Origin of the sequence: Enterobacter cloacae complex sp. P1B (assembly GCF_014982345.1) — a bacterium.
Taxonomy (GTDB): Bacteria; Pseudomonadota; Gammaproteobacteria; order Enterobacterales; family Enterobacteriaceae; genus Enterobacter; species Enterobacter bugandensis.
On sequence record NZ_JADCLF010000013.1, the window covers coordinates 260,627 to 281,059 of the forward strand.

A 20,433-nucleotide genomic window follows, 5' to 3' on the forward strand; every position below is an offset into this window, starting at 1 on the left:
CGACGATGAGCAACGTTGAAACCATTAAGGTGGTCCCGGCGCGTTATCCGCTGCGGACCGTCGGCGCCGCGGTGGCGCTGTTTGTCCTGGCGATCGTGATCCAGTCCGTCGCTTTCAACCCGCGCTGGGAGTGGGCGGTGTTTGCCCGCTGGTTCTTCGACCCGGTTATTCTCGAAGGCGTAGGGCAGACTCTGCTGCTTACCCTGATCGGTACCGCGCTGAGCGTGGTGTTGGGCGGCATGCTGGCGCTGGCGAGACTCTCCTCGTCATGGCTGCTGAGCAGCCTGGCGTGGGGCTATATCTGGCTGTTTCGCTCGCTGCCGCTGATCGTGGTGCTGATCATTCTCTACAACTTTTCCTATCTCTACGACACGCTCTCCCTCGGCGTGCCGTTCACCAGCATTAGCTGGGGCAGCTTTGAGACCATTAACGTGCTCGGGCAGTTCTCTACCGCCGTGGTGGGGCTAACGCTGGTGCAGAGCGCCTACACCGCAGAGATTATTCGCGGGGGTTTCCTCGGGGTGGATCACGGCCAGTATGAAGCGGCCGCCGCGCTTGGCCTGCCGGCCTGGCGACGTACGGTGCGCATCATTTTGCCTCAGGCGCTGCGTACCATTCTGCCGTCCGGGTTCAATGAAATTATCAGCCTCGCCAAGGGGACGGCGATGGTCTATGTCCTGGCAATGCCGGAGCTGTTCTATACCATCCAGATGATCTACAACCGCACGCAGGAGGTGATCCCGCTGCTGATGGTCGGTGCCGCCTGGTACCTGGTGATTACCACCGTCTTGTCCGCTATCCAGTACGGTGTTGAACGCGCACTCGCCCGCAGCGAACGCCGCTCTGCGGTTAATCAGAACCGCGCCGCCCGTCGCACCCGTTCCGTCACCACCACGCCAGCACAGGAGCCTATCCATGCAAGCCTCTCCTGAAGGACATATCTCGATTACCGGCGTCAGCAAGTATTTTGGTCGCCATAAGGCGCTCGACAACGTTTCGCTTGAGATCCCGCCCGGTTCCGTGACGGTCATTCTCGGGCCCTCAGGCTCGGGCAAATCGACGCTGCTGCGCACCATTAACCACCTGGAGCGCGTCGACGAAGGCTTTATTCAGATCGACGGGGACTACATTGGCTACCGTCGTCAGGGCGACAAGCTCTATGAGCTGAAGGAGAAAGAGATCCTCAGGCAGCGCGTCAACGTGGGCTATGTGTTTCAGAACTTCAATCTCTTTCCTCACCTCACGGTGCTGGAAAACCTGATTGAGGCGCCCATCGCGCATAAGAAGCTCAGCAAAAAAGAGGCGGTGGAAAGGGCATACAGCCTGCTGGATGTGGTCGGGCTGCGGGATAAGGCCGATGCCTGGTCTCGCCATCTCTCCGGCGGGCAGCAGCAGCGCATTGCGATTGCCCGCGCGCTGGCCTTACGTCCCCGCGTGATGCTGTTTGATGAACCTACCTCGGCGCTGGATCCGGAGCTGGTGGGAGAGGTGCTGGACGTGATCAAAAAACTGGCCCGGTCCGGCACTACGCTGGTGGTGGTCACCCACGAGATCGGTTTTGCCCGCGAGGTGGCGGATCAGGTGGTGTTTATGGTCGACGGGAAAATCGTGGAGCAGGGCAGCAGCGACGCGGTATTGAACCGTCCGTCGCACGCGCGAACACGCCAGTTCCTGTCAAAAGTGCTGTAAGGAGCGCAGATGAAATACGGACTTCTGGCGGTGCTGGTCTTCACAACGGCAAGCCACGCCAGCATCGATCTGAAAGCCAACGAGCAGCCGCTGCCGGTGACGGTGGATCGGCAGGCCGTGGCGAAGATCCCCGCCGGTTATAAATTCGTTGAGCCGGGTACGCTGACGGTCGCCGTCTCGATGCTGAACTCCCCGCCGCTGGCGCTGCTGGCCAGCGATAACCGCACGCGGATTGGCAGCGACCCGGATATCGCCCGCCTGCTGGCGGGCAGCCTGGGGCTGAAGCTAAAGCTGGTGCCAACGGCGTGGGAAGACTGGCCGCTGGGCATCGCTTCCGGGCGCTACGACGTGGCGCTGGTGAACATTGCGGTGACCGAACAGCGTAAAGAGAAGTTTGATTTTGCGACCTACCGCGTCGATTCGCTGGCGTTTTCGGTGAAGTCCACCAGCAAGATTCAATCAATCAAAAGCGCGGAAGATCTGGCCGGGAAAAAGGTGATTGTCGGCTCGGGCACCAATCAGGAGCGCATCCTGCTGGGCTGGAACGAAGAGAATAAAAAGGCGGGGCGAGCGCCTGCGCTGCCGGTCTATCTCCACGACGATGCCTCGGGCAATCTCTATATCCAGTCCGGCAGGGCGGACGTGTTCTTTGGCCCTCAGTCGGTTTCAGCTTACAAAGCGGCGCTCACCGGCAAAACCCGCGTGGTCGGTTTAGGTCCGAAAAAAGCTTATGTCGCGACCACGACCAAAAAAGGCAATGAGCTGGTGTACGCGTTGCAGGCGGCGCTGGACGGGGCGATTAAGCGCGGTGATTATCAGAAGGTGCTGGCGCGCTGGGGCGAACAGGGCGAAGCGGTGGCGCAATCGGAGGTCAACCCGCCTGGGATAACCTACTAATGGTGCTCTACACTTAGGATTTTCACTCCTGAGGGGGCAACATGATGAAACTCTATGGCGTACCCGGCTGGGGCTCGGCAATCAGTGAAGTGATGCTGACCCTGGCCGATATCCCTTATCAATTTGTGAACGTTGACGGGTTTGACCAGCCCGGCCCGCAGCGTGAACTGCTGCAAAAACTCAACCCGCTGTGCCAGGTGCCCACGCTGGAGCTGGAAAATGGCGCCATCATGACCGAAACGGCGGCGATTGCCCTCATGGTTCTTGACAGATGTCCCGATCTCGCTCCACCCGTGGGGCAGGCCGAGCGTCAGCAGTTTCAGCGTCTGCTTATCTGGTTCGTGGCGAACGTCTATCCCACCTTTACTTACGCCGACTATCCCGAACGCTGGGTGCCCGATGCGCCGGAACAGCTGCAGAAAAACTGCATTGAGTACCGGAAATCTCTCTATCTGTGGTTTGAAAATCAGCTTAAGGCCGCGCCGTTTGCGCTGGGTGAACGGCTGACGCTGCTGGATGTGTATATTGCGGTGGCGCGCACCTGGGGGCCTCGCCATGAGTGGTTTGCGACAAATACGCCGAAGCTTACGGCGATTGCGGATACCGTGTGTCAGCTGCCGGAACTGCACAAGGTGTTAAAGGCAAACAACATTATCTGATAACGTGGAATGCTCACACATAACAGGAAGCCTGCATATGCCACACGTAGATATCAAATGTTTTCCCCGCGATCTTAACGACGAGCAAAAAAACGCGCTGGCGGCAGATATCGCCGAGGTGATAATTCGCCATTTCAACAGCAAAGACGGTTCAGTATCGGTGGCGTTGAACCAGGTAAACCCGGAAGACTGGAAGGCACAGGTCTGGGATACCGAAATCGGACCGAAGCTGGACGAGTTGATTAAAAAGCCCGGGTATTCAATGTAATCTTTCGCCGGGTGAGGTAATCGTCTTACCCGGTTTCTCCTGCCGCTTACGCCTTCTTTTCGCAAAAAACGATAAAAATAAGTTTTATCTGATCCGTTACACTTAACGTTCACGACCGACATTTCATCAATCCTTAGGAAAGATCGACAACAGAATCAATTAAGGACAGTCACATTAAAGGATAATTTTCTCATGACAAAATTACCCCGGTTTTCACCTGCTTTTTTCCACCCGCGATACTGGCTAAGCTGGACAGGCATCGCCGCCCTGTGGCTTATCATGCTGCTGCCTTACTCGCTGTTGTTCAGACTCGGCCACGTTCTGGGCCGGTTAGCCATGCGCCTTCTACCGCGCCGTGTCGAGATTGCCCGCCGCAACCTGGAGCTTTGCTTTCCGCAGATGGAAGCAGAAGCGCGTGAATCTTTGCTGCAGCGAAATTTTGAATCCGTGGGAATGGGGGTAATCGAAACCGGCATGGCGTGGTTCTGGCCTGAATGGCGGGTGCGTAAATGCTTTACCGTGCGCGGTTACGAACATATGGAGCAGGCCAGGGCGCAGGGAAAGGGCGTGGTGCTGGTTGGCATGCATTTTCTGACGCTTGAGCTGGGCGCGCGGATATTTGGCATGCTTAACCCCGGTATTGGGGTTTATCGTCCCAACAATAATGCGCTCCTGGATTGGCTACAAACGCGCGGTCGTCTGCGTTCGAATAAAACCATGCTGGATCGTCATGATTTAAAAGGCATGATCCGTGCCCTGAAGCAGAATGAAATTCTCTGGTACGCGCCGGATCATGACTATGGCAAAGCCAAAAGCGTGTTTGCGCCATTCTTCGCCGTCCCGGATGCCGCCACGACGGCGGGTAGCTATATGCTGGTCAAAAGCGCGAAACCTGCCGTTATTCCGTTTGTGCCGCGCCGCAGAGAGGACGGTACAGGGTACGAGCTGATTATTCTTGAAGATATCAGCGCGTCATTGCAGGGTGCGGATAAAGAGTCTGTCGCAACCCAGATGAACCGGGCGATCGAGCGCGCGGTGCTGATGGCGCCGGAGCAGTATATGTGGCTGCACCGTCGCTTCAAGACGCGTCCTGAGGGCGTGCCGGACAGATATGCCCGTAAAAAAATTTCCGCGCCCCCTCGGGCTGGCTTAACCGACGATGAATTCTCGCAGCAGTCGGGCATGCAGCACTAAAACGCCACGCAAAAGGCTGCTGGAGCTAGTTTCCGGCAGCGCTTTTGGCCTTTAGCAGTATCTCCATCAGCCCGGGAAAACGGGCATCCAGATCCTCCCGACGCAGTGAAATCATATTTTCTCGTCCCTGCGGACGCTGCCAGATGACCCCACTGTCGCGCAACACGCGCCAGTGGTGGGTCATCGTGGACTTCACCACATCTTCCGGGCGCAGCGCGTTACAGCTGAGTTCGCTGCCGTCGGCGAGCCGGCGAATAATCGATAGCCGGAGCGGGTTGCCGAGGGCAAACAGCACATTTTCCAGCAGTATTTGTTCAGTTTCAGGGTGGTTAGGGATCATCGTTTTCCTGCGCGTGATGTCAGATTGAGCTATATCAACAATAGGTCAACCCTTAAAAAATAGTTCGATAATACTCGTACAATAGGACTATTATAGCAAACGAACCAATGCACGACCATCCCGGTCGTCACAAACACGTCATAGTGACTAAGGAAATATCATGCCCCGACCCATTCCTCTCGAACGTTATCGCAACATCGGTATCTCCGCGCATATCGATGCCGGTAAAACCACCACCACTGAGCGCATCCTGTTTTATACCGGGATGAGCCACAAGTTGGGTGAAGTACACGATGGCGCGGCAACCACCGACTGGATGGCGCAGGAGCAAGAGCGCGGGATAACCATTACGTCCGCGGCGGTCAGCTGCTTCTGGCCAGGCATGGACAGAGGCTTTGAGCCGCACCGGATCAACATCATCGATACCCCGGGGCACGTGGACTTCACCATTGAGGTGGAGCGTTCCATGCGCGTGCTCGACGGCGCGGTGATGGTGTATGACTCCGTGGGTGGCGTGCAGCCGCAGTCGGAAACGGTCTGGCGTCAGGCCAATAAATATCACGTACCGCGTCTGGCCTTCGTCAACAAAATGGACCGTCCGGGTGCCGATTTCTTCCGCGTCGTGCGGATGATGCAGGAGCGCCTGAAGGCCAATCCGGTGCCGATTGTCATCCCGGTGGGGGCCGAAGATCATTTCACCGGCGTGGTCGATCTCATCAAGATGCGCACCATTCTGTGGGACGATGCGACGCAGGGTATGGTGTTTACCTATGCCCCCGTGCCGGACGATTTAGTCAGTACCGCCCAGGAGTGGCGGGAAAAAATGGTCTCCGCGGCGGCGGAAGCCAGCGATGAACTGATGGACAAATACCTGGAAACGGGCGACCTGACGGAGGCGGAAATTATCCAGGGGCTGCGCATTCGCACTATCTCGGGCGAAATCCAGCCGATGCTGTGCGGCAGCGCCTTTAAAAACAAAGGCGTGCAGCGCATGCTGGATGCGGTGATTGAGCTGATGCCGTCGCCGCTTGACGTGCCAGCCATTGACGGCGTGGATGAAAAAGGGCAGCACGCGGAGCGTCATCCGAGTGATGATGAGCCGTTCTCGGCGCTGGCGTTCAAGCTGATGAGCGACCCGTACGTCGGGCAGCTGACCTTTATCCGGGTCTACTCTGGCGTGCTGCGCAAAGGCGACGCGGTCTATAACCCGGTGAAAGAGAAGAAAGAGCGCATCGGGCGCATCGTGCTGATGCATGCCAACGATCGCCATGAGGTGGACGAACTGCGCGCGGGCGATATCGCGGCCTGCGTGGGGCTGAAGGACGTGACCACCGGTGACACGCTCACCGATCCGAACGCCGTCATTACGCTTGAGCGCATGGAGTTCCCGGATCCGGTGATCTCGCTGGCGATTGAGCCGAAAACCAAAGGCGATCAGGAGAAAATGGGCATTGCGCTGCAGCGTCTGGCGGCGGAAGACCCGTCTTTCCGCCTGCACACTGACGAGGAGTCCGGTCAGACCATTATCTCCGGGATGGGTGAGCTACACCTCGAGATTATCGTCGACCGCATGAAGCGTGAGTTTGGCGTCGAGGCGAACATTGGTCGTCCGCAGGTAACCTACCGGGAAACCCTGCGCAAGGCGGTGAAGGATATTGAAGGGAAATTTGTCCGACAGTCCGGCGGGAAAGGGCAGTACGGTCATGTGGTCCTGAGCCTGGAGCCGCTGGAGCCCGGAAGTGGCTTTGTATTTGAAGATGCCACCAAGGGCGGTGTGGTGCCGCGCGAGTATATCCCGTCCGTGGAGAAAGGGCTGCGGGAAGCGATGAACAGCGGCGTGCTGGCGGGCTATCCGGTCGTCGATGTTAAGGCGACGCTGACGTTTGGCTCGTATCACGACGTCGACTCCTCGGAGATGGCGTTCCGCATGGCGGCGATCCTCGGCTTCAAGGAGGGCGCTCGCAGGGCGGATCCGGTGATCCTTGAGCCGATCATGCACGTGGAAGTGGAAACGCCGGAAGAGTACGCCGGGAACATCATGGGCGATCTCTCTTCCCGCCGCGGCATGGTGCAGGGAATGGCGGAGCAGTACGGAAGCCAGATTATCCGCGCCGATGTGCCGCTGGCCGAGATGTTTGGCTACGCCACCACGCTGCGCTCGATGTCCCAGGGACGCGCGACGTACACGATGGAGTTCCATCATTTTGCAGAGGCACCGCGAAATGTGGCGGATGAGATTATTGCGCGGCGTGCGAAGTAGTTAATTAATTGCACATGGTAGTCGGTGGGCTACCATGTGCTTTTTTTACGACACGGAGATTATCCATGTTACTTAATTAGCGTTGCCGAGCGGACTTTCCATTTCCCTTGTTCTTCAATAAGACAATCTGCAACAACGTGATCTTGCTTCTTACCAAATGCGATATAAACGTTTGTGCAAACGGCGTCAAAATCAGAGTGCAGGATGGTTATCTGATTCCAGTCCTCATCCCAATCCTGTGATTTGATGAACATATCCGCATCGGGCATATCTTTTTCGTTACTGTCACCTGAATACAACTCTTTTATTGCTGCAATTGTCCCCGAGGCAACGTAATCATTCATAATATCTGGGTTAAGTACGGGCGGTTTGTGCTGATCTAACTGCGCGATATACCATTGATTGAATTTAAGCGCCGCATGACCCGGTGCATAAACGTTTTCTGCGGCCGCGAGCGGAGAAAGGGCGAAAAGAAAAAACCAAAGTGTTTTCATTAGTCATGCCTGAACAGTTCGTAATGTGGTTGTATGTTGCGGTAAGCCTGCCCTGGGTACATGGTGCGTTGAACAAAATCGCTGATCCACTGCTGACCATCGTATATGCAAACGTGCCCGCTATCATAACCAACAATATTTTGAATAACTGCGACGTCGCCTGCATGGGGTTGATCGTATACAAGGCGGAATCCAGCGTTAACCAATGTCCGCCCCATGTCTTTTGCCAGACGCGTATTGGGGATTTTTAATCTTCCACCCGTTCTGATCGCTTCGGTGACATAGTGAGCACAATACCCCGTGCTCTTCGGTTGGGCGTGTGATTTAGCATATGAGACTGCGCCATCTTTATTCCATGTCATTGATATTTCCTTAACGCGAGAGTGCTAATGCTGCAACTCAGGAAATATCCTCCGTTTTAGAACGCAATAGTAAACATAAAATGCCATAGAAATTCACTATAATTCAGTAGGATATAATTTAGGAAATCAATCCAGAGCCTTCACCATCTTCCCGCTCGCCACAAATGTCCCCGCGCCGAGATGATGCAGTGTATTCAGTTTATCCCCGTCAAACTGCCAGCGTCCGGCAATAAACGCGCGCTCATCGGCTGCCGCTGAAACCACTTCTCCAAACAGCGTGTCGTATTTCTCTGCCGCAGAGGTGACGGGAAGTAATCGGCACTCCATCCACGCCAGACATTTTTCTTCAATCACCGGCAGCCCGAGCTCAGGGCCGTTCACGACCGGGATCCCGTAGCAGTTGAATTTGTCCTCGTCGCGCCCGCTGACGCTGCCGACAGCGTATGTCCAGTTAGCTGCCGCCACGCCGGGGATGACGATGCCAAACTTTCCGCTGCGCTCGATAAGCTCGCGTGACCAGGTACTTTTATCCACCACAATCGCGATGCGCGGCGGTTCAAACTCAACGGGCATGGACCACGCGGCGGCCATCACGTTGCGTCTGTCGAGGTTTTCATCCCGACTGGTAATAAGCACGGTAGGGCCGTGGTTCAACAGGCGGCTGGCAAGACGTAATTCAACAGGGCGAAAGTGGCTCATAGGATCTCCTCATCTGTAACGATGAGTATGACGAAAAAGCACGTAAATCAAAGTGAGTGCGTAAAATTAGTTTATAAACAGAACATCACAATCAAAGGAAAATGATGTATGTCCCCCTTTCTGACTGACTATTTTGCCCGCATTGGGTGGGCGCAACCGACACGGGTTGATATAGACACCCTGCGCGCGCTGCATTTACACCACAACTGTGCGATCCCGTTCGAAAATATTGATGTCGTCCTGCCGCGCGAAATCCATCTTGACGATCAATGTCTGGTCGACAAGCTGGTGACGGCGCGACGCGGAGGATATTGCTTTGAGCAAAACGGCCTTTTCGAGCGCGTGTTGCGTGAAGTCGGGTTTAACGTGCGCAGCGTGCTGGGGCGGGTCGTACTGGCAAATCCATCGCAGATGCCGCCGCGCACGCACCGCCTGCTGCTGGTTGAGCTGAACGGCGAGCGCTGGATTGCCGACGTGGGGTTTGGTGGACAGACGCTGACGGCGCCGATTCGCCTGCTCGCCAACGAGGAACAGGAAACCCCGCACGGCATTTACCGTCTTCTGAGCGAGGGTAACGACTGGGTATTACAGTTCCGTCACCACGAGCACTGGCAGTCGATGTACCACTTTGACCTGACGACGCAGTATTTCAGCGATTACGTGATGGGGAACTTCTGGTCGGCGCACTGGCCGCAGTCCCATTTTCGTCATCATCTGCTGATGTGTCGCCACCTGCCGGACGGCGGCAAGCTGACGCTGACTAACTTCAACTTTACCCACTGGCAGAACGGTCACGTGGAGGAGCAGATCCATTTGCCGGATGCACAGGCGCTGTATAAGCTGATGCAGGAGCGGTTTGGCCTTGGCGTTGATGATCCGAAGCACGGCTTTACACTGGCCGAGCTGACGGCAGTGATGGCGGGGTTTGATACGCATCCGCAGGCAGGGAAATAGCCCGGTGGCGGCTACGCCTTACCGGGCCTGCGGGAGTGTGAACGTAGGTCGGGTAAGGCGTAGCCGCACCCGACAGAATCAACGGCGCGATCTCACCACCTGATACCGACGGGTAAAATACTCAAACGGTGCGCTCCACACGTGCACCAGACGGGTGAACGGGAAGATGAGGAAGATCGTCATCCCCAGCACCAGATGGACGCGGAAGATCGGCGCGACGCCGCTCAACATCTCCGACGAGCCCCCCTTAAACGTTACGATCCCCTGCGCCCAGCCGACCAGTTTCATCATCTCGCTTCCGTCAGGATATTGCGCGGAGAAAGGAATGGTCGACAGCCCCAGGATGCACTGAAGCAGCAGGATACTCATGATGATAATATCCGGCGTGGTGGACGTGGCGCGTACCCGCTGGTTGAAGAGGCGGCGGATCAGCAACATTGACCCACCAATCAGCGTCAGTACGCCGCAAATGCCTCCCGCAATCATGGCCAGCTGCTGTTTAACCGCGACGGGTAAAAACCAGGCGTACATCCAGTGCGGGGTTAACATGCCGAACAGGTGCCCGAAGAAGATCCCCAGAATCCCGATATGAAACAGGTTAGAGGCCCAGTTCATCCCGCGCTTGCTAAGCATCTGGCTCGATGAGACCCGCCAGGTGTATTGCCCGTAGTCGTAGCGCAGCCAGCTGCCGAGGAAAAAAACGGTAGCACAGATATACGGGTAAATATCATAGAAAAACACGTTCAGGTAATGCGTCATTTTGGGCCTCCGGCGCTGACGTCCACGTACTGCGGCGCGACGTCCTGGCTAAAGCGTCGTTGATATTGCTGCATCGGCGAACTGTCGCACGATGTGGCGTTGTCTTCGATAAACTTCACCTGTTCCTCTTCCCACACGGCGTCCAGTGCCTGACGGGTATCATCCCGTTTTTCACCGGACACCTGCTTCGCCACGCTGTCGCTGGAAAGCCGCGTACCGGCCATCGTCAGCAGGGCGTCAAACAGCTGGTAATGCGCCACGCCGCGCTGCTTGAGGCGACCACCAATCAGCGCCAGGATCGGCGCGACATTTTGCAATCCTTCACGCGCCTCGTCGTCAGTGACGAGGCTGAGGTATTCCAGGTAGAGCGGCAGATAGTCGGGCAGCTCGCGGCAGTCCAGCTCCAGCCCGGCTTTCTCATACTGGCTCATCAGGTCAACCATCGCCTGACCACGATCGCGGGACTCGGCGTGAACGTGCTCGAACAGCAGCAGGGACGTTGCGCGCCCGCGTTCAAACACTTCGCACCATTCGGCCTGCTTATCCAACAGCGGGGCGCTCAGGTGCTGCCGGGCAAACGGCAGCAGCATGGGCGCGTCCTGCTCAACCAGGGAAAGCGCCTCATCGCGGTTTTCCCACAGCAGCTCATCGGGATACTCAATCAGCAGCGCGATGATTTTAAGGATCTGCATTATTCTCCCTCCCCGTGTTCGCGCACCTCGGTGATGTTAATCGCGTCGATGCGGCTGCTGTTGAAGAGGTTGAATTTGGTGTCGGAGCCGTGGCAGCCGTCGCCAAAGGTGAAGCCGCAGCCGTTTTTCTCCGGGAAGGCGTCGCGCGCCATTTCGCGGTGGCTGGTCGGGATCACGAAGCGGTCTTCGTAGTTAGCGATGGCGAGATAGCGGTACATCTCCTCAACCTGCGCTTCGGTCAGGCCCACTTCCTCAATGGCGCGGGTATCGGTCACGCCTTCCACAGTCTGGGAGCGTTTATAGTGACGCATCGCCATCATGCGCTTCAGGGCGCGCAGCACCGGGCCGGTATCGCCCGCGCTGAGCATGTTTGCCAGGTACTGCACTGGAATGCGCAGGCTTTCCACGGCAGGCAGGACGCCGTCACTCTGCGGCAGGCCGCCCGCATCCGCGTAGGACTGAATCGGCGACAGCGGCGGCACGTACCAGACCATCGGCAGGGTGCGGTATTCAGGATGCAGCGGCAGCGCCAGCTTCCAGTCCATCGCCATCTTGTAGACCGGCGAACGCTGGGCGGCATCAATCACGTTCTGTGGAATGCCCTGTTTCAGCGCTTCCTCAATCACCGCCGGATCGTTCGGGTTAAGGAACACGTCGCACTGGCGCTCGTACAGATCGGTTTCATGCTCGGTGCTGGCGGCCTCTTCAATACGGTCCGCGTCGTACAGCAGCACGCCGAGATAACGGATGCGCCCGACGCAGGTCTCCGAACAAACGGTCGGCTGGCCGGACTCAATGCGCGGGTAGCAGAAGATGCATTTTTCTGACTTGCCGCTTTTCCAGTTGAAGTAAATTTTCTTGTACGGGCATCCGCTGATGCACAGGCGCCAGCCGCGACATTTATCCTGGTCGATCAGCACAATGCCGTCCTCTTCGCGCTTGTAGATCGCGCCGCTCGGGCAGGTGGCCACGCAGCTCGGGTTCAGGCAGTGCTCGCACAGGCGCGGCAGATACATCATGAAGGTGTTTTCAAACTGGCCGTACATCTCCTTCTGGATCTTCTGGAAGTTGCGGTCGCGGGCGCGCTTTTCGAACTCGCCGCCCAGCAGTTCCTCCCAGTTTGGCCCCCAGACGATTTTGTCCATCCGCTTACCGTCGATCAGCGAGCGGGGGCGCGCGGTAGGGAGGTGATCCCCCTCCGGCGCGCGGTGCAGATCCTGATAGTCAAAGGTGAAGGGTTCGTAATAATCGTCAATCTGCGGCAGGACGGGGTTGGCGAAAATCTTCGACAGCACGCCCATTTTGCCGCCGAGGCGCGGCGTCAGCTTGCCGTGTATGCCGCGGATCCATCCGCCTTGCCACTCCTCCTGATCCTCCCAGTTTTTCGGGTAGCCAATCCCCGGCTTGGTCTCCACATTGTTAAACCACGCATACTCCATCCCTTCGCGCCCGGTCCAGACGTTCTTGCAGGTGACCGAGCAGGTGTGGCAGCCGATGCATTTATCGAGATTCAGAACCATGCCAACCTGTGAGCGTATTTTCATTTTTTCGCCTCCTGTATCTGATCCCGACCTTCGCCGTCCAGCCAGTTAATATTTTTCATTTTGCGGATCATGATGAACTCGTCGCGGTTGGAGCCGACGGTGCCGTAATAGTTGAAGCTGTAGGACAGTTGCGCATAGCCGCCGATCATGTGCGTCGGTTTTGGGCAGACGCGGGTGACCGAGTTGTGGATCCCGCCGCGCCGTCCGGTCACTTCTGACCCCGGAATGTTCAGGATGCGCTCCTGGGCGTGGTACATCATGGTCATGCCTGGCGGCACGCGCTGGCTGACCACCGCGCGGGCGGTGAGGGCGCCGTTGGCGTTGAAGGCTTCGATCCAGTCGTTGTCCTCTATGCCCAGCTCGCGGGCGTCGGTTTCGCTGATCCAGACGATGGGTCCCCCGCGCGACAGGGTCTGCATCAGCAGGTTTTCGCTGTAGGTGGAGTGGATGCCCCATTTCTGGTGCGGCGTCAGGAAGTTCAGCGCTTTTTCCGGGAAGCCGTTCGGCGGGATCTCGCGCATGTGGGTCACGCTGCGGGTATCAATCGGTGGGCGATAGGCCACCAGGCTCTCCCCGAAGGCGCGCATCCACGGATGATCCTGATACAGCTGCTGGCGGCCCGAAAGGGTGCGCCACGGGATCAGCTCGTGGACGTTGGTATAGCCCGCGTTATAGGAGACGTGCTCGCTCTCAAGGCCGGACCACGTCGGGCTGGAGATAATTTTGCGCGGCTGCGCCTGAATGTCGCGGAAGCGGATTTTCTCGTCTTCTTTGTTCAGCGCCAAATGGGTGTGGTCGCGCCCGGTTAGTTCCCCGAGCGCTTCCCAGGCCTTCACCGCCACCTGTCCGTTGGTTTCCGGGGCGAGGGCGAGGATCACCTCCGAGGCGTCAATGGCGGTTTCAATGCGCGGGCGGCCTTTCGCCGGGCCGTCGAGCTTGACGTAGTTCAGCTTGCCAAGGAAATCGACCTCGTTCTGCGTGTTCCACGAAATGCCTTTCCCGCCGTTGCCGAGCTTGTCCATCAGCGGGCCGAGGGCGGTGAAGCGTTCGTAAGTTTCCGGGTAGTTACGCTCGACCACGGCAATGTTCGGCGCCGTTTTGCCGGGGATCAGGTCACATTCCCCTTTGCGCCAGTCCTGAATATCAAACGGCTGCGACAGCTCCGCCGGGGAGTCATGCTGCAGCGGCTGGAGCACCACGTCGGTTTCTGTGCCCAGATGGCCAACGCACACCTCGGAGAAGACTTTGGCGATGCCTTTGTAGATCTCCCAGTCGCTGCGCGATTCCCACGCCGGGTCAACGGCGGCGGAAAGCGGATGAATAAACGGGTGCATATCCGAGGTATTCATGTCGTCCTTTTCATACCAGGTGGCGGTCGGCAGGACGATATCGGAGAACAGGCAGGTGCTGGACATGCGGAAATCGAGCGTCACCAGCAGGTCGAGTTTGCCCTCGATGGCGGCGGTTTGCCACTCCACCTCTTCAGGCTTCACGTCGTCCGTTGAGCCTAAATCTTCACCCTGAATGCCGCTCTCGGTGCCGAGCAGGTATTTCAGCATGTACTCGTGGCCTTTCCCGGACGAGCCGAGCAGGTTAGAGCGCCAGACGAACAGGTTACGCGGGTGGTTCTTGCCGTTGTCCGGCTGTTCGCAGGCGAAGCGGATATCGCCCGATTTCAACGCCTGAACGGTGTACTCCTGCGGCGTCATGCCCGCCGCGTCCGCACGCGCCTTGACGTGCAGCGGGTTGAGGTTGAGCTGCGGGGCCGACGGCAGCCAGCCCATGCGCTCTGCGCGAACGTTAAAGTCGATCAGATGTCCGGTGAACTTCGACGCGTCCGCCAGCGGGGAGAGCAGCTCCTGCGCGGTGAGCTTCTCGTAGCGCCACTGGCTGGCGTGGTTGTAGAAGAACGAGGTGCTGTTCATCTGGCGCGGCGGGCGGTTCCAGTCCAGCGCGAAGGCCAGCGGCAGCCAGCCGGTTTGCGGGCGCAGCTTCTCCTGGCCGACATAGTGGGACCAGCCGCCGCCGCTCTGCCCGACGCAGCCGCAGAAGACCAGCATATTGATCATCCCGCGGTAGTTCATGTCCATGTGGTACCAGTGGTTCACCCCGGCACCCAGAATGATCATCGAGCGACCGTGCGTTTTGTGCGCCGTGTCGGCGAACTCGCGGGCAATTTTTTCGATCAGGTACGCGGGCACGCCAGTGATCTGCTCGCCCCAGGCGGGCGTGTAGGCTTTGATCTGGTCATAGCTGTCTGCGGCGTTACTGTCTTCCAGGCCGCGATCGAGACCGTAGTTCGCCAGCACCAGATCGTAAACGCTGACCACTCGTTTCTGGCTGCCGTCGGCGAGCGTCAGGGTTTTGCTCGGCACGCGGCGCGTCAGCACCGGCTCCTGCTTCACGCTGCGAAAATGCGGGTTTTCGTTGCCGCCAAAGTAGGGGAACGCGACGTCCGCCACGCTGTCGTGGGTAATCAGCAGGGAGAGGGTGAGTTCTGTTTCATGGCCCGCAGCCTGAGGCTCCAGGTTCCATTTGCCTTTTTCCCCCCAGCGGAAGCCGATCGAGCCGTTTGGCACCACCAGGTTACCGGCAATATCGAAGGCGACGGTCTTCCACTCTGGGTTATTGGCTTCCCCCAGCCCGTCGACGAGATCGGAGGCGCGCAGCATCCGGCCCGGCACCACGCGACCGTCAGCCTGTTCGTCCAGCAGCACGAGCATCGGCATGTCGGTGTAGCGGCGGCAGTAGTTAAGGAAGTAATCGCTCGGGTTATCGAGGTGGAACTCTTTGAGGATGACGTGGCCCATCGCCATGGCGAGGGCGCTGTCGGTGCCCTGTTTGGGGGCCAGCCACTGGTCGCTGAGCTTGGCGACCTCCGAGAAGTCCGGCGTAATCGCAACGGTCTTGGTGCCTTTGTAGCGCACCTCGGTAAAGAAGTGGGCGTCCGGAGTACGCGTCTGCGGCACGTTCGAGCCCCAGGCAATGATATAGCTGGAGTTGTACCAGTCGGCGGACTCCGGCACGTCGGTCTGCTCGCCCCAGGTCATCGGCGACGCCGGCGGCAGGTCGCAGTACCAGTCGTAGAAGCTCAGGCAGGTGCCGCCCAGCAGGGAGAGATAGCGCGTTCCGGCGGCGTAGGAGACCATCGACATCGCCGGAATAGGCGAAAAACCGGCCACGCGGTCCGGGCCGTAGTTTTTGATGGTCCAGACGTTAGCGGCGGCGATCAGCTGGTTCAGCTCTTTCCAGTTTGAGCGGATAAACCCGCCTTTACCTCGCGCCTTCCTGTAGCTTTGCGCCTTTTGCGGATCGTTCTGGATGGCATCCCAGGCCAGCACCGGATCGGTATGCTGCGCCAGCGCCTCGCGCCAGAGTTCGATCAGCCTGCGGCGCACCAGCGGGTACTTAAGACGGTTGGCGCTGTAGAGGTACCAGGAATAGCTTGCGCCTCGCGGGCAGCCGCGCGGCTCGTGATTGGGCAGGTCAGGGCGGGTGCGGGGGTAGTCGGTCTGCTGGGTTTCCCAGGTCACCAGGCCGTTTTTGACATAAATCTTCCAGCTACAGGAGCCGGTACAGTTTACCCCGTGGGTAGATCGCACAATCTTGTCGAACTGCCAGCGCTGGCGGTAGCTGTCCTCCCAGTCGCGGTTGGTGTGATACACCTGCCCGTGCCCATCGGCGAAACTGTCGCCTTTTGTTTTGAAGTAACGGAAGCGGTCCAGCAGTTTGCTCATGACATTTCTCCTGCTTCGATAGCATGGCCGGAGTGCGATGCATCACGCTCCGGCGAAGATGTAGTTTTTATTTTTTTGAGGATTTACGGCCATACACCAGCCAGGTGACCAACACGCAGACGATGTAAAACACGAGGAAGACCTTCATGGCCCCAACCGGCGAACCGGTCATTGCCAGCGATGTGCCGAACGCCTTAGGGATAAAGAACCCGCCAACGGCACCGATGGCGGAGATAAAGCCCAGCGCGGCGGCGGTCTCCGTCACCGCTTCATGCTGCGCCTGCTCGTCCGTGCCGCCCTGCTTTTTGACGCGGTCGAGGGTGATTTGGCGAAAGATAATCGCGATCATCTGGAAGGTCGAACCGCTGCCCAGCCCGGCGGTGAGGAACAGGCCCATAAAGACCAGGTAGAAGGCGATAAAGCTGCCGGAGCCAGAGCCGGGGAGCGTCAGGAAGATCAGGGCGCTGAAGATAGCCATAAAGACGAAGTTAATCAGCGTGACGCGCACGCCGCCCAGCCTGTCAGAGACCATCCCGCCCGCCGAACGCGCCAGCGCGCCGATCAGGGGGCCAAAGAAAGCGAGGTGCAGGATGTTCACGTCCGGGAACTGGGTTTTCGACAGCATGGCAAAGCCCGCCGAGAAGCCGATAAACGAGCCGAAGGTAGCAAGATAAAGCAGGCTCAGCAGCCAGAGGTGAAAGCGCTTCAGTACCGGCAGCTGGCTGGCGATAGAGGCTTTAGAGCTGGCGATATCGTTCATGCCAAAAAACGCCGCAAGGGTTGCCAGCAGCAGCAGCGGCGCCCAGACCCAGGCCGCATTGGCCAGCCACATCGTTGAGCCATCCTCCTGCGGTACGCCGTGCACGCCGAGGAAGGTAAACATTGGCAGGAAAATCACCAGCGGAGCAAACAGCTGCATCACGCTGACGCCCAGATTTCCCAACCCGCCATTGATGCCCAGCGCGCTGCCCTGTCTGGCCTTCGGGAAGAAGAAGCTGATGTTACCCATGCTGGAGGCAAAGTTGGCCCCGGCAAAACCGCAGAGCAAGGCAATCACGATAAAGACCCAGTAAGGTGTCGCGGTGTCCTGAATGGCTATCCCCAGCCAGACGCAGGGGATAATCAGGATAACGGTGCTCAATACCGTCCAGTAGCGTCCGCCAAATATTGGCACCATAAACGAGTAGGGGACGCGCAATATCGCGCCAGAGAGTGAAGGTAATGCCGTTAGCATAAAAAGCTGATCGGTGGTGAAATTAAATCCGACTTTATTCAGATTGACCGCAACGGCGCTAAATAACATCCACACGCAAAACGCTAATAGCAGGCAAGCTACAGAAATCCATAGGTTTCTTCGTGCGATATGTTTTCCTTTATTCTCCCAAAATTGCGCGTTTTCAGGTTTCCAGTTACTCAACAGATGGGGATTACTTTTATCACTTTGTTGCGACATATCGCCCTCTTGCTTACCATGTTTGAGAGAAAAATGAAGTAAAAACAAAAAGATGATTAAAGAAGTGTAATTGGTTTTTTGGGATGCTTTGAGATACATCTGAAAGGATAGATAAAAAAGCGAACCCCCGAGATTAGAATGAAAATAAGGGCTCGCTTAATGTGTTACTAATTGTAACGTTTTGCGTAATTTATACTCCGGAATGAGTATTAAAACAATTCCAGTGTGATAAGTTTGTCGAGATGTTTATTAAATGCCGCATCGTCCATTTCAGGCATATTTAATACGGTGATCCCATCCAGGCCACAAACCAGCCCTATTAAACGCCAGGCGATATTTTCCGCCCGATCGGTAAGCGTGAACGCGTTGGCATCAGCCCCGGCGCGGATAATCGCCACGGTTTCCTGATGCCACATCTCCATGGTGAGGACATAAGCCGCTTTGATCTCGGGATCACGGCTGGCGAGAATTTGGGCTTCCCGCCAAAGGCGAATGTAAGGTTCAAGCCCACCGTCGTCACTGCCGAGCATGCTGTGCAACCGTTCCCGCCAGCCCGCGTTTTCACCCACCACGTCGGCATCCAGCAGCTCGCGGATCACGCGCACAAACGCCAGCGATTTTAACTCGCCGCCGGAGGCAAAGTGGTGGTGGACCTGCCCGGTCGCGACGCCCGCTTCTGCGGCAATGCGCCGTACCGTCATGGCTGCCAGCCCCTCGGCCAGCGCCACGCGCATCGCGGCCTGTAAGATCGCTTCCCGCCGCTCTTCCTTGCTCAAATAGCGCATTTTTTCTCTACTCTCAATAAGACCGAAACGAGTGTAACAAAAAGCTGGACAGTCGTTCAACTTTACGTAGGATCGCATTCTGGACATGTGTCCATGTTTAAAATGAAAAGGAAATTTATGTTTCGTCAGTGGTTAGCGTTAGTGATTATCGTGCTGGTATACATCCCGGTGGCGATTGACGCGACGGTGCTGCACGTGGCGGCGCCGACATTGAGCATGACGCTGGGTGCCAGCGGTAACGAATTGTTGTGGATCATTGATATTTACTCGCTGGTGATGGCGGGGATGGTGCTGCCGATGGGTGCCCTGGGTGACCGCATTGGCTTTAAACGCTTGCTGATGATCGGCAGCACGCTGTTTGGCCTGTCGTCCCTGGGGGCCGCGTTTGCACCGTCGGCAGGGTGGCTGATAGCGGCGCGCGCCTCGCTGGCGATCGGTGCGGCAATGATCATTCCGGCTACGCTTGCGGGGATCCGCACGCTGTTTACCGACGCGAAAGATCGCAACATCGCGCTCGGCGTCTGGGCGGCAGTGGGTTCCGGCGGGGCGGCGTTTGGTCCGCTGATTGGCGGTATGCTGCTCGAGCATTTTTACTGGGGATCGGTGTTTTTAATCAACGTGCCGATTGTGCTGGTAGTGGTGTCGCTGGCCGCGCGTTTTGTGCCCCGTCAGCAGGGCCGACCGGAGCAGCCGCTGAATATCAGTCATGCCATCATGCTGATTGTGGCGATTTTGCTGCTGGTCTACAGTGCCAAAACCGCGCTAAAAGGCGTTATGTCGCCGTGGCTGGTGGCGTGTACCTTGCTCACGGGTGCCGTAATGCTGTTTATTTTTGTGCGCATCCAGCTGCGCGCCCGCGTGCCGATGATCGATATGCGCCTGTTCTGCCATCGCATCATTCTGAGCGGCGTGGTAATGGCGATGACCGCCATGATTGCCCTGGTCGGGTTTGAGCTGCTGATGGCGCAGGAGCTACAGTTTGTCCACGGCTTTACGCCGTTCGAGGCGGGCATGTTTATGCTCCCGGTGATGGTGGCAAGCGGATTCAGCGGGCCGATTGCCGGTGTGCTGGTGGGCCGCCTGGGGCTGCGCATTGTCGCTGCCGGGGGGATGGGGCTCAGCGCCGTCAGCTTCATCGGCCTGTCGATGCTCGACTTCAGTACGCAGCAGTGGCAGGCGTGGGGGCTGATGGTGCTGCTTGGCTTTAGCGCCGCAAGCGCGCTGCTGGCCTCGACCTCCGCCATTATGGCTGCCGCGCCGAAGGAGAAAGCCGCTGCCGCAGGAGCGATTGAAACCATGTCCTATGAACTGGGCGCCGGGCTGGGGATCGCCATTTTCGGTCTGCTGTTGACCCGCAGCTTCTCGGCGTCCATTGACCTGCCGCAGGGGCTGAATGCCTCGCTCGTCGATAAAGCCTCGTCATCCATTGGTGAAGCGATGAAGGTGGCGCAGGAGCTGACGCCGTCCCTCGCGGAGCCGGTGATTGAGGCGGCGAAAAGTGCGTTTATTACCTCCCACAGCGTGGCGCTGGGGAGTGCGGGCGGAATGCTGCTGTTGCTGGCAGTGGGGATCTGGTTTAGCCTGGCGAAGGTGCCGAAGCCTTAAAACACGCCCGGTGGCGCTGCGCTTACCGGGCCTACGGGCGCG

Annotated in this window: 19 protein-coding genes; 9 read left to right on the forward strand and 10 right to left on the reverse strand. The window is 57.9% G+C overall.

Going from position 1 to position 20,433, the window contains the following annotated elements; all coding sequences use genetic code 11:
* The first annotated feature begins 5 nt into the window (after positions 1-5).
* The 6 genes from INF77_RS14110 to INF77_RS14135 all read left to right on the forward strand — a co-directional run bounded on the left by INF77_RS14110 (position 6) and on the right by INF77_RS14135 (position 4,707).
* Positions 6-932 (forward strand): amino acid ABC transporter permease, encoded by a 927-nt coding sequence (locus INF77_RS14110; RefSeq protein ID WP_047368635.1) that lies wholly within the window; start codon positions 6-8, stop codon positions 930-932.
* Positions 916-1,689 (forward strand): amino acid ABC transporter ATP-binding protein, encoded by a 774-nt coding sequence (locus INF77_RS14115; RefSeq protein WP_045260613.1) that lies wholly within the window; start codon positions 916-918, stop codon positions 1,687-1,689. Before INF77_RS14110 ends, INF77_RS14115 begins: the two co-directional genes overlap by 17 nt.
* Before the next feature lie 9 nt (positions 1,690-1,698).
* Positions 1,699-2,586 (forward strand): ABC transporter substrate-binding protein, encoded by an 888-nt coding sequence (locus INF77_RS14120; RefSeq protein ID WP_193532458.1) that lies wholly within the window; start codon positions 1,699-1,701, stop codon positions 2,584-2,586.
* Positions 2,587-2,627: 41 nt separating this feature from the next.
* A complete protein-coding gene (locus INF77_RS14125; RefSeq protein ID WP_041909801.1) occupies positions 2,628-3,245 on the forward strand; it encodes a glutathione S-transferase family protein in 618 nt (205 codons plus the stop codon).
* Between the two features lie 37 nt (positions 3,246-3,282).
* A complete protein-coding gene (pptA, locus tag INF77_RS14130; RefSeq protein WP_045630478.1) occupies positions 3,283-3,513 on the forward strand; it encodes a tautomerase PptA in 231 nt (76 codons plus the stop codon).
* Between the two features lie 192 nt (positions 3,514-3,705).
* On the forward strand, positions 3,706-4,707 hold the full coding sequence (locus tag INF77_RS14135; RefSeq protein ID WP_193532459.1) for a Kdo(2)-lipid IV(A) acyltransferase: 1,002 nt from the start codon (positions 3,706-3,708) through the stop codon (positions 4,705-4,707).
* A 25-nt stretch (positions 4,708-4,732) separates the two neighbouring features.
* Here the strand turns inward: INF77_RS14135 and INF77_RS14140 are convergent, their stop codons facing one another.
* Entirely contained in the window at positions 4,733-5,047 is a 315-nt protein-coding gene (locus INF77_RS14140; RefSeq protein ID WP_041909805.1) for a helix-turn-helix transcriptional regulator, read from the reverse strand.
* 160 nt (positions 5,048-5,207) lie between these two features.
* On the opposite strand from INF77_RS14140, the gene fusA reads away from it, so the two are divergent.
* Entirely contained in the window at positions 5,208-7,307 is a 2,100-nt protein-coding gene (gene fusA / locus INF77_RS14145) for an elongation factor G (protein ID WP_088205496.1), read from the forward strand.
* 68 nt (positions 7,308-7,375) lie between these two features.
* Here fusA and INF77_RS14150 read toward each other — a convergent pair whose 3' ends face one another.
* The 3 genes from INF77_RS14150 to INF77_RS14160 all read right to left on the reverse strand — a co-directional run bounded on the left by INF77_RS14150 (position 7,376) and on the right by INF77_RS14160 (position 8,862).
* A complete protein-coding gene (locus tag INF77_RS14150; protein ID WP_193532460.1) occupies positions 7,376-7,801 on the reverse strand; it encodes a DUF3828 domain-containing protein in 426 nt (141 codons plus the stop codon).
* The gene (locus INF77_RS14155) at positions 7,801-8,163 is read right to left on the reverse strand and encodes a CHAP domain-containing protein (RefSeq protein ID WP_193532461.1); all 363 of its coding nucleotides are present in this window, start codon (positions 8,161-8,163) and stop codon (positions 7,801-7,803) included. Before INF77_RS14155 ends, INF77_RS14150 begins: the two co-directional genes overlap by 1 nt.
* A gap of 126 nt (positions 8,164-8,289) precedes the next feature.
* On the reverse strand, positions 8,290-8,862 hold the full coding sequence (locus tag INF77_RS14160; protein ID WP_193532462.1) for a flavin reductase family protein: 573 nt from the start codon (positions 8,860-8,862) through the stop codon (positions 8,290-8,292).
* A gap of 108 nt (positions 8,863-8,970) precedes the next feature.
* On the opposite strand from INF77_RS14160, the gene nhoA reads away from it, so the two are divergent.
* The gene (gene nhoA / locus INF77_RS14165) at positions 8,971-9,816 is read left to right on the forward strand and encodes an N-hydroxyarylamine O-acetyltransferase (protein WP_193532463.1); all 846 of its coding nucleotides are present in this window, start codon (positions 8,971-8,973) and stop codon (positions 9,814-9,816) included.
* A gap of 78 nt (positions 9,817-9,894) precedes the next feature.
* On the opposite strand, the gene narI is transcribed toward nhoA, so the two are convergent.
* The 6 genes from narI to INF77_RS14195 all read right to left on the reverse strand — a co-directional run bounded on the left by narI (position 9,895) and on the right by INF77_RS14195 (position 18,786).
* Positions 9,895-10,575 carry a respiratory nitrate reductase subunit gamma gene (narI, locus tag INF77_RS14170; RefSeq protein ID WP_193532464.1) on the reverse strand — a complete coding sequence of 227 codons (681 nt, stop codon included), beginning with the start codon at positions 10,573-10,575 and terminating at the stop codon, positions 9,895-9,897.
* Positions 10,572-11,267, reverse strand: a complete 696-nt coding sequence (gene narW, locus INF77_RS14175; protein WP_048958314.1) for a nitrate reductase molybdenum cofactor assembly chaperone — start codon at positions 11,265-11,267, stop codon at positions 10,572-10,574. Before narW ends, narI begins: the two co-directional genes overlap by 4 nt.
* Positions 11,267-12,811, reverse strand: coding sequence for a nitrate reductase subunit beta (gene narH / locus INF77_RS14180; RefSeq protein ID WP_008501747.1), 1,545 nt, complete (start codon positions 12,809-12,811; stop codon positions 11,267-11,269). The genes narW and narH overlap by 1 nt, the downstream gene beginning before the upstream one ends.
* A complete protein-coding gene (locus INF77_RS14185; RefSeq protein WP_193543081.1) occupies positions 12,808-16,548 on the reverse strand; it encodes a nitrate reductase subunit alpha in 3,741 nt (1,246 codons plus the stop codon). The genes narH and INF77_RS14185 overlap by 4 nt, the downstream gene beginning before the upstream one ends.
* Positions 16,549-16,615: 67 nt before the next feature.
* On the reverse strand, positions 16,616-18,001 hold the full coding sequence (locus INF77_RS14190; protein ID WP_048958773.1) for a NarK family nitrate/nitrite MFS transporter: 1,386 nt from the start codon (positions 17,999-18,001) through the stop codon (positions 16,616-16,618).
* A gap of 209 nt (positions 18,002-18,210) precedes the next feature.
* Positions 18,211-18,786 carry a TetR family transcriptional regulator gene (locus INF77_RS14195; RefSeq protein ID WP_028013266.1) on the reverse strand — a complete coding sequence of 192 codons (576 nt, stop codon included), beginning with the start codon at positions 18,784-18,786 and terminating at the stop codon, positions 18,211-18,213.
* A 117-nt stretch (positions 18,787-18,903) separates the two neighbouring features.
* Here INF77_RS14195 and INF77_RS14200 point away from each other — a divergent pair, with 117 nt between their 5' ends.
* On the forward strand, positions 18,904-20,391 hold the full coding sequence (locus INF77_RS14200; protein WP_193532930.1) for an MFS transporter: 1,488 nt from the start codon (positions 18,904-18,906) through the stop codon (positions 20,389-20,391).
* Positions 20,392-20,433: the final 42 nt, after the last annotated feature.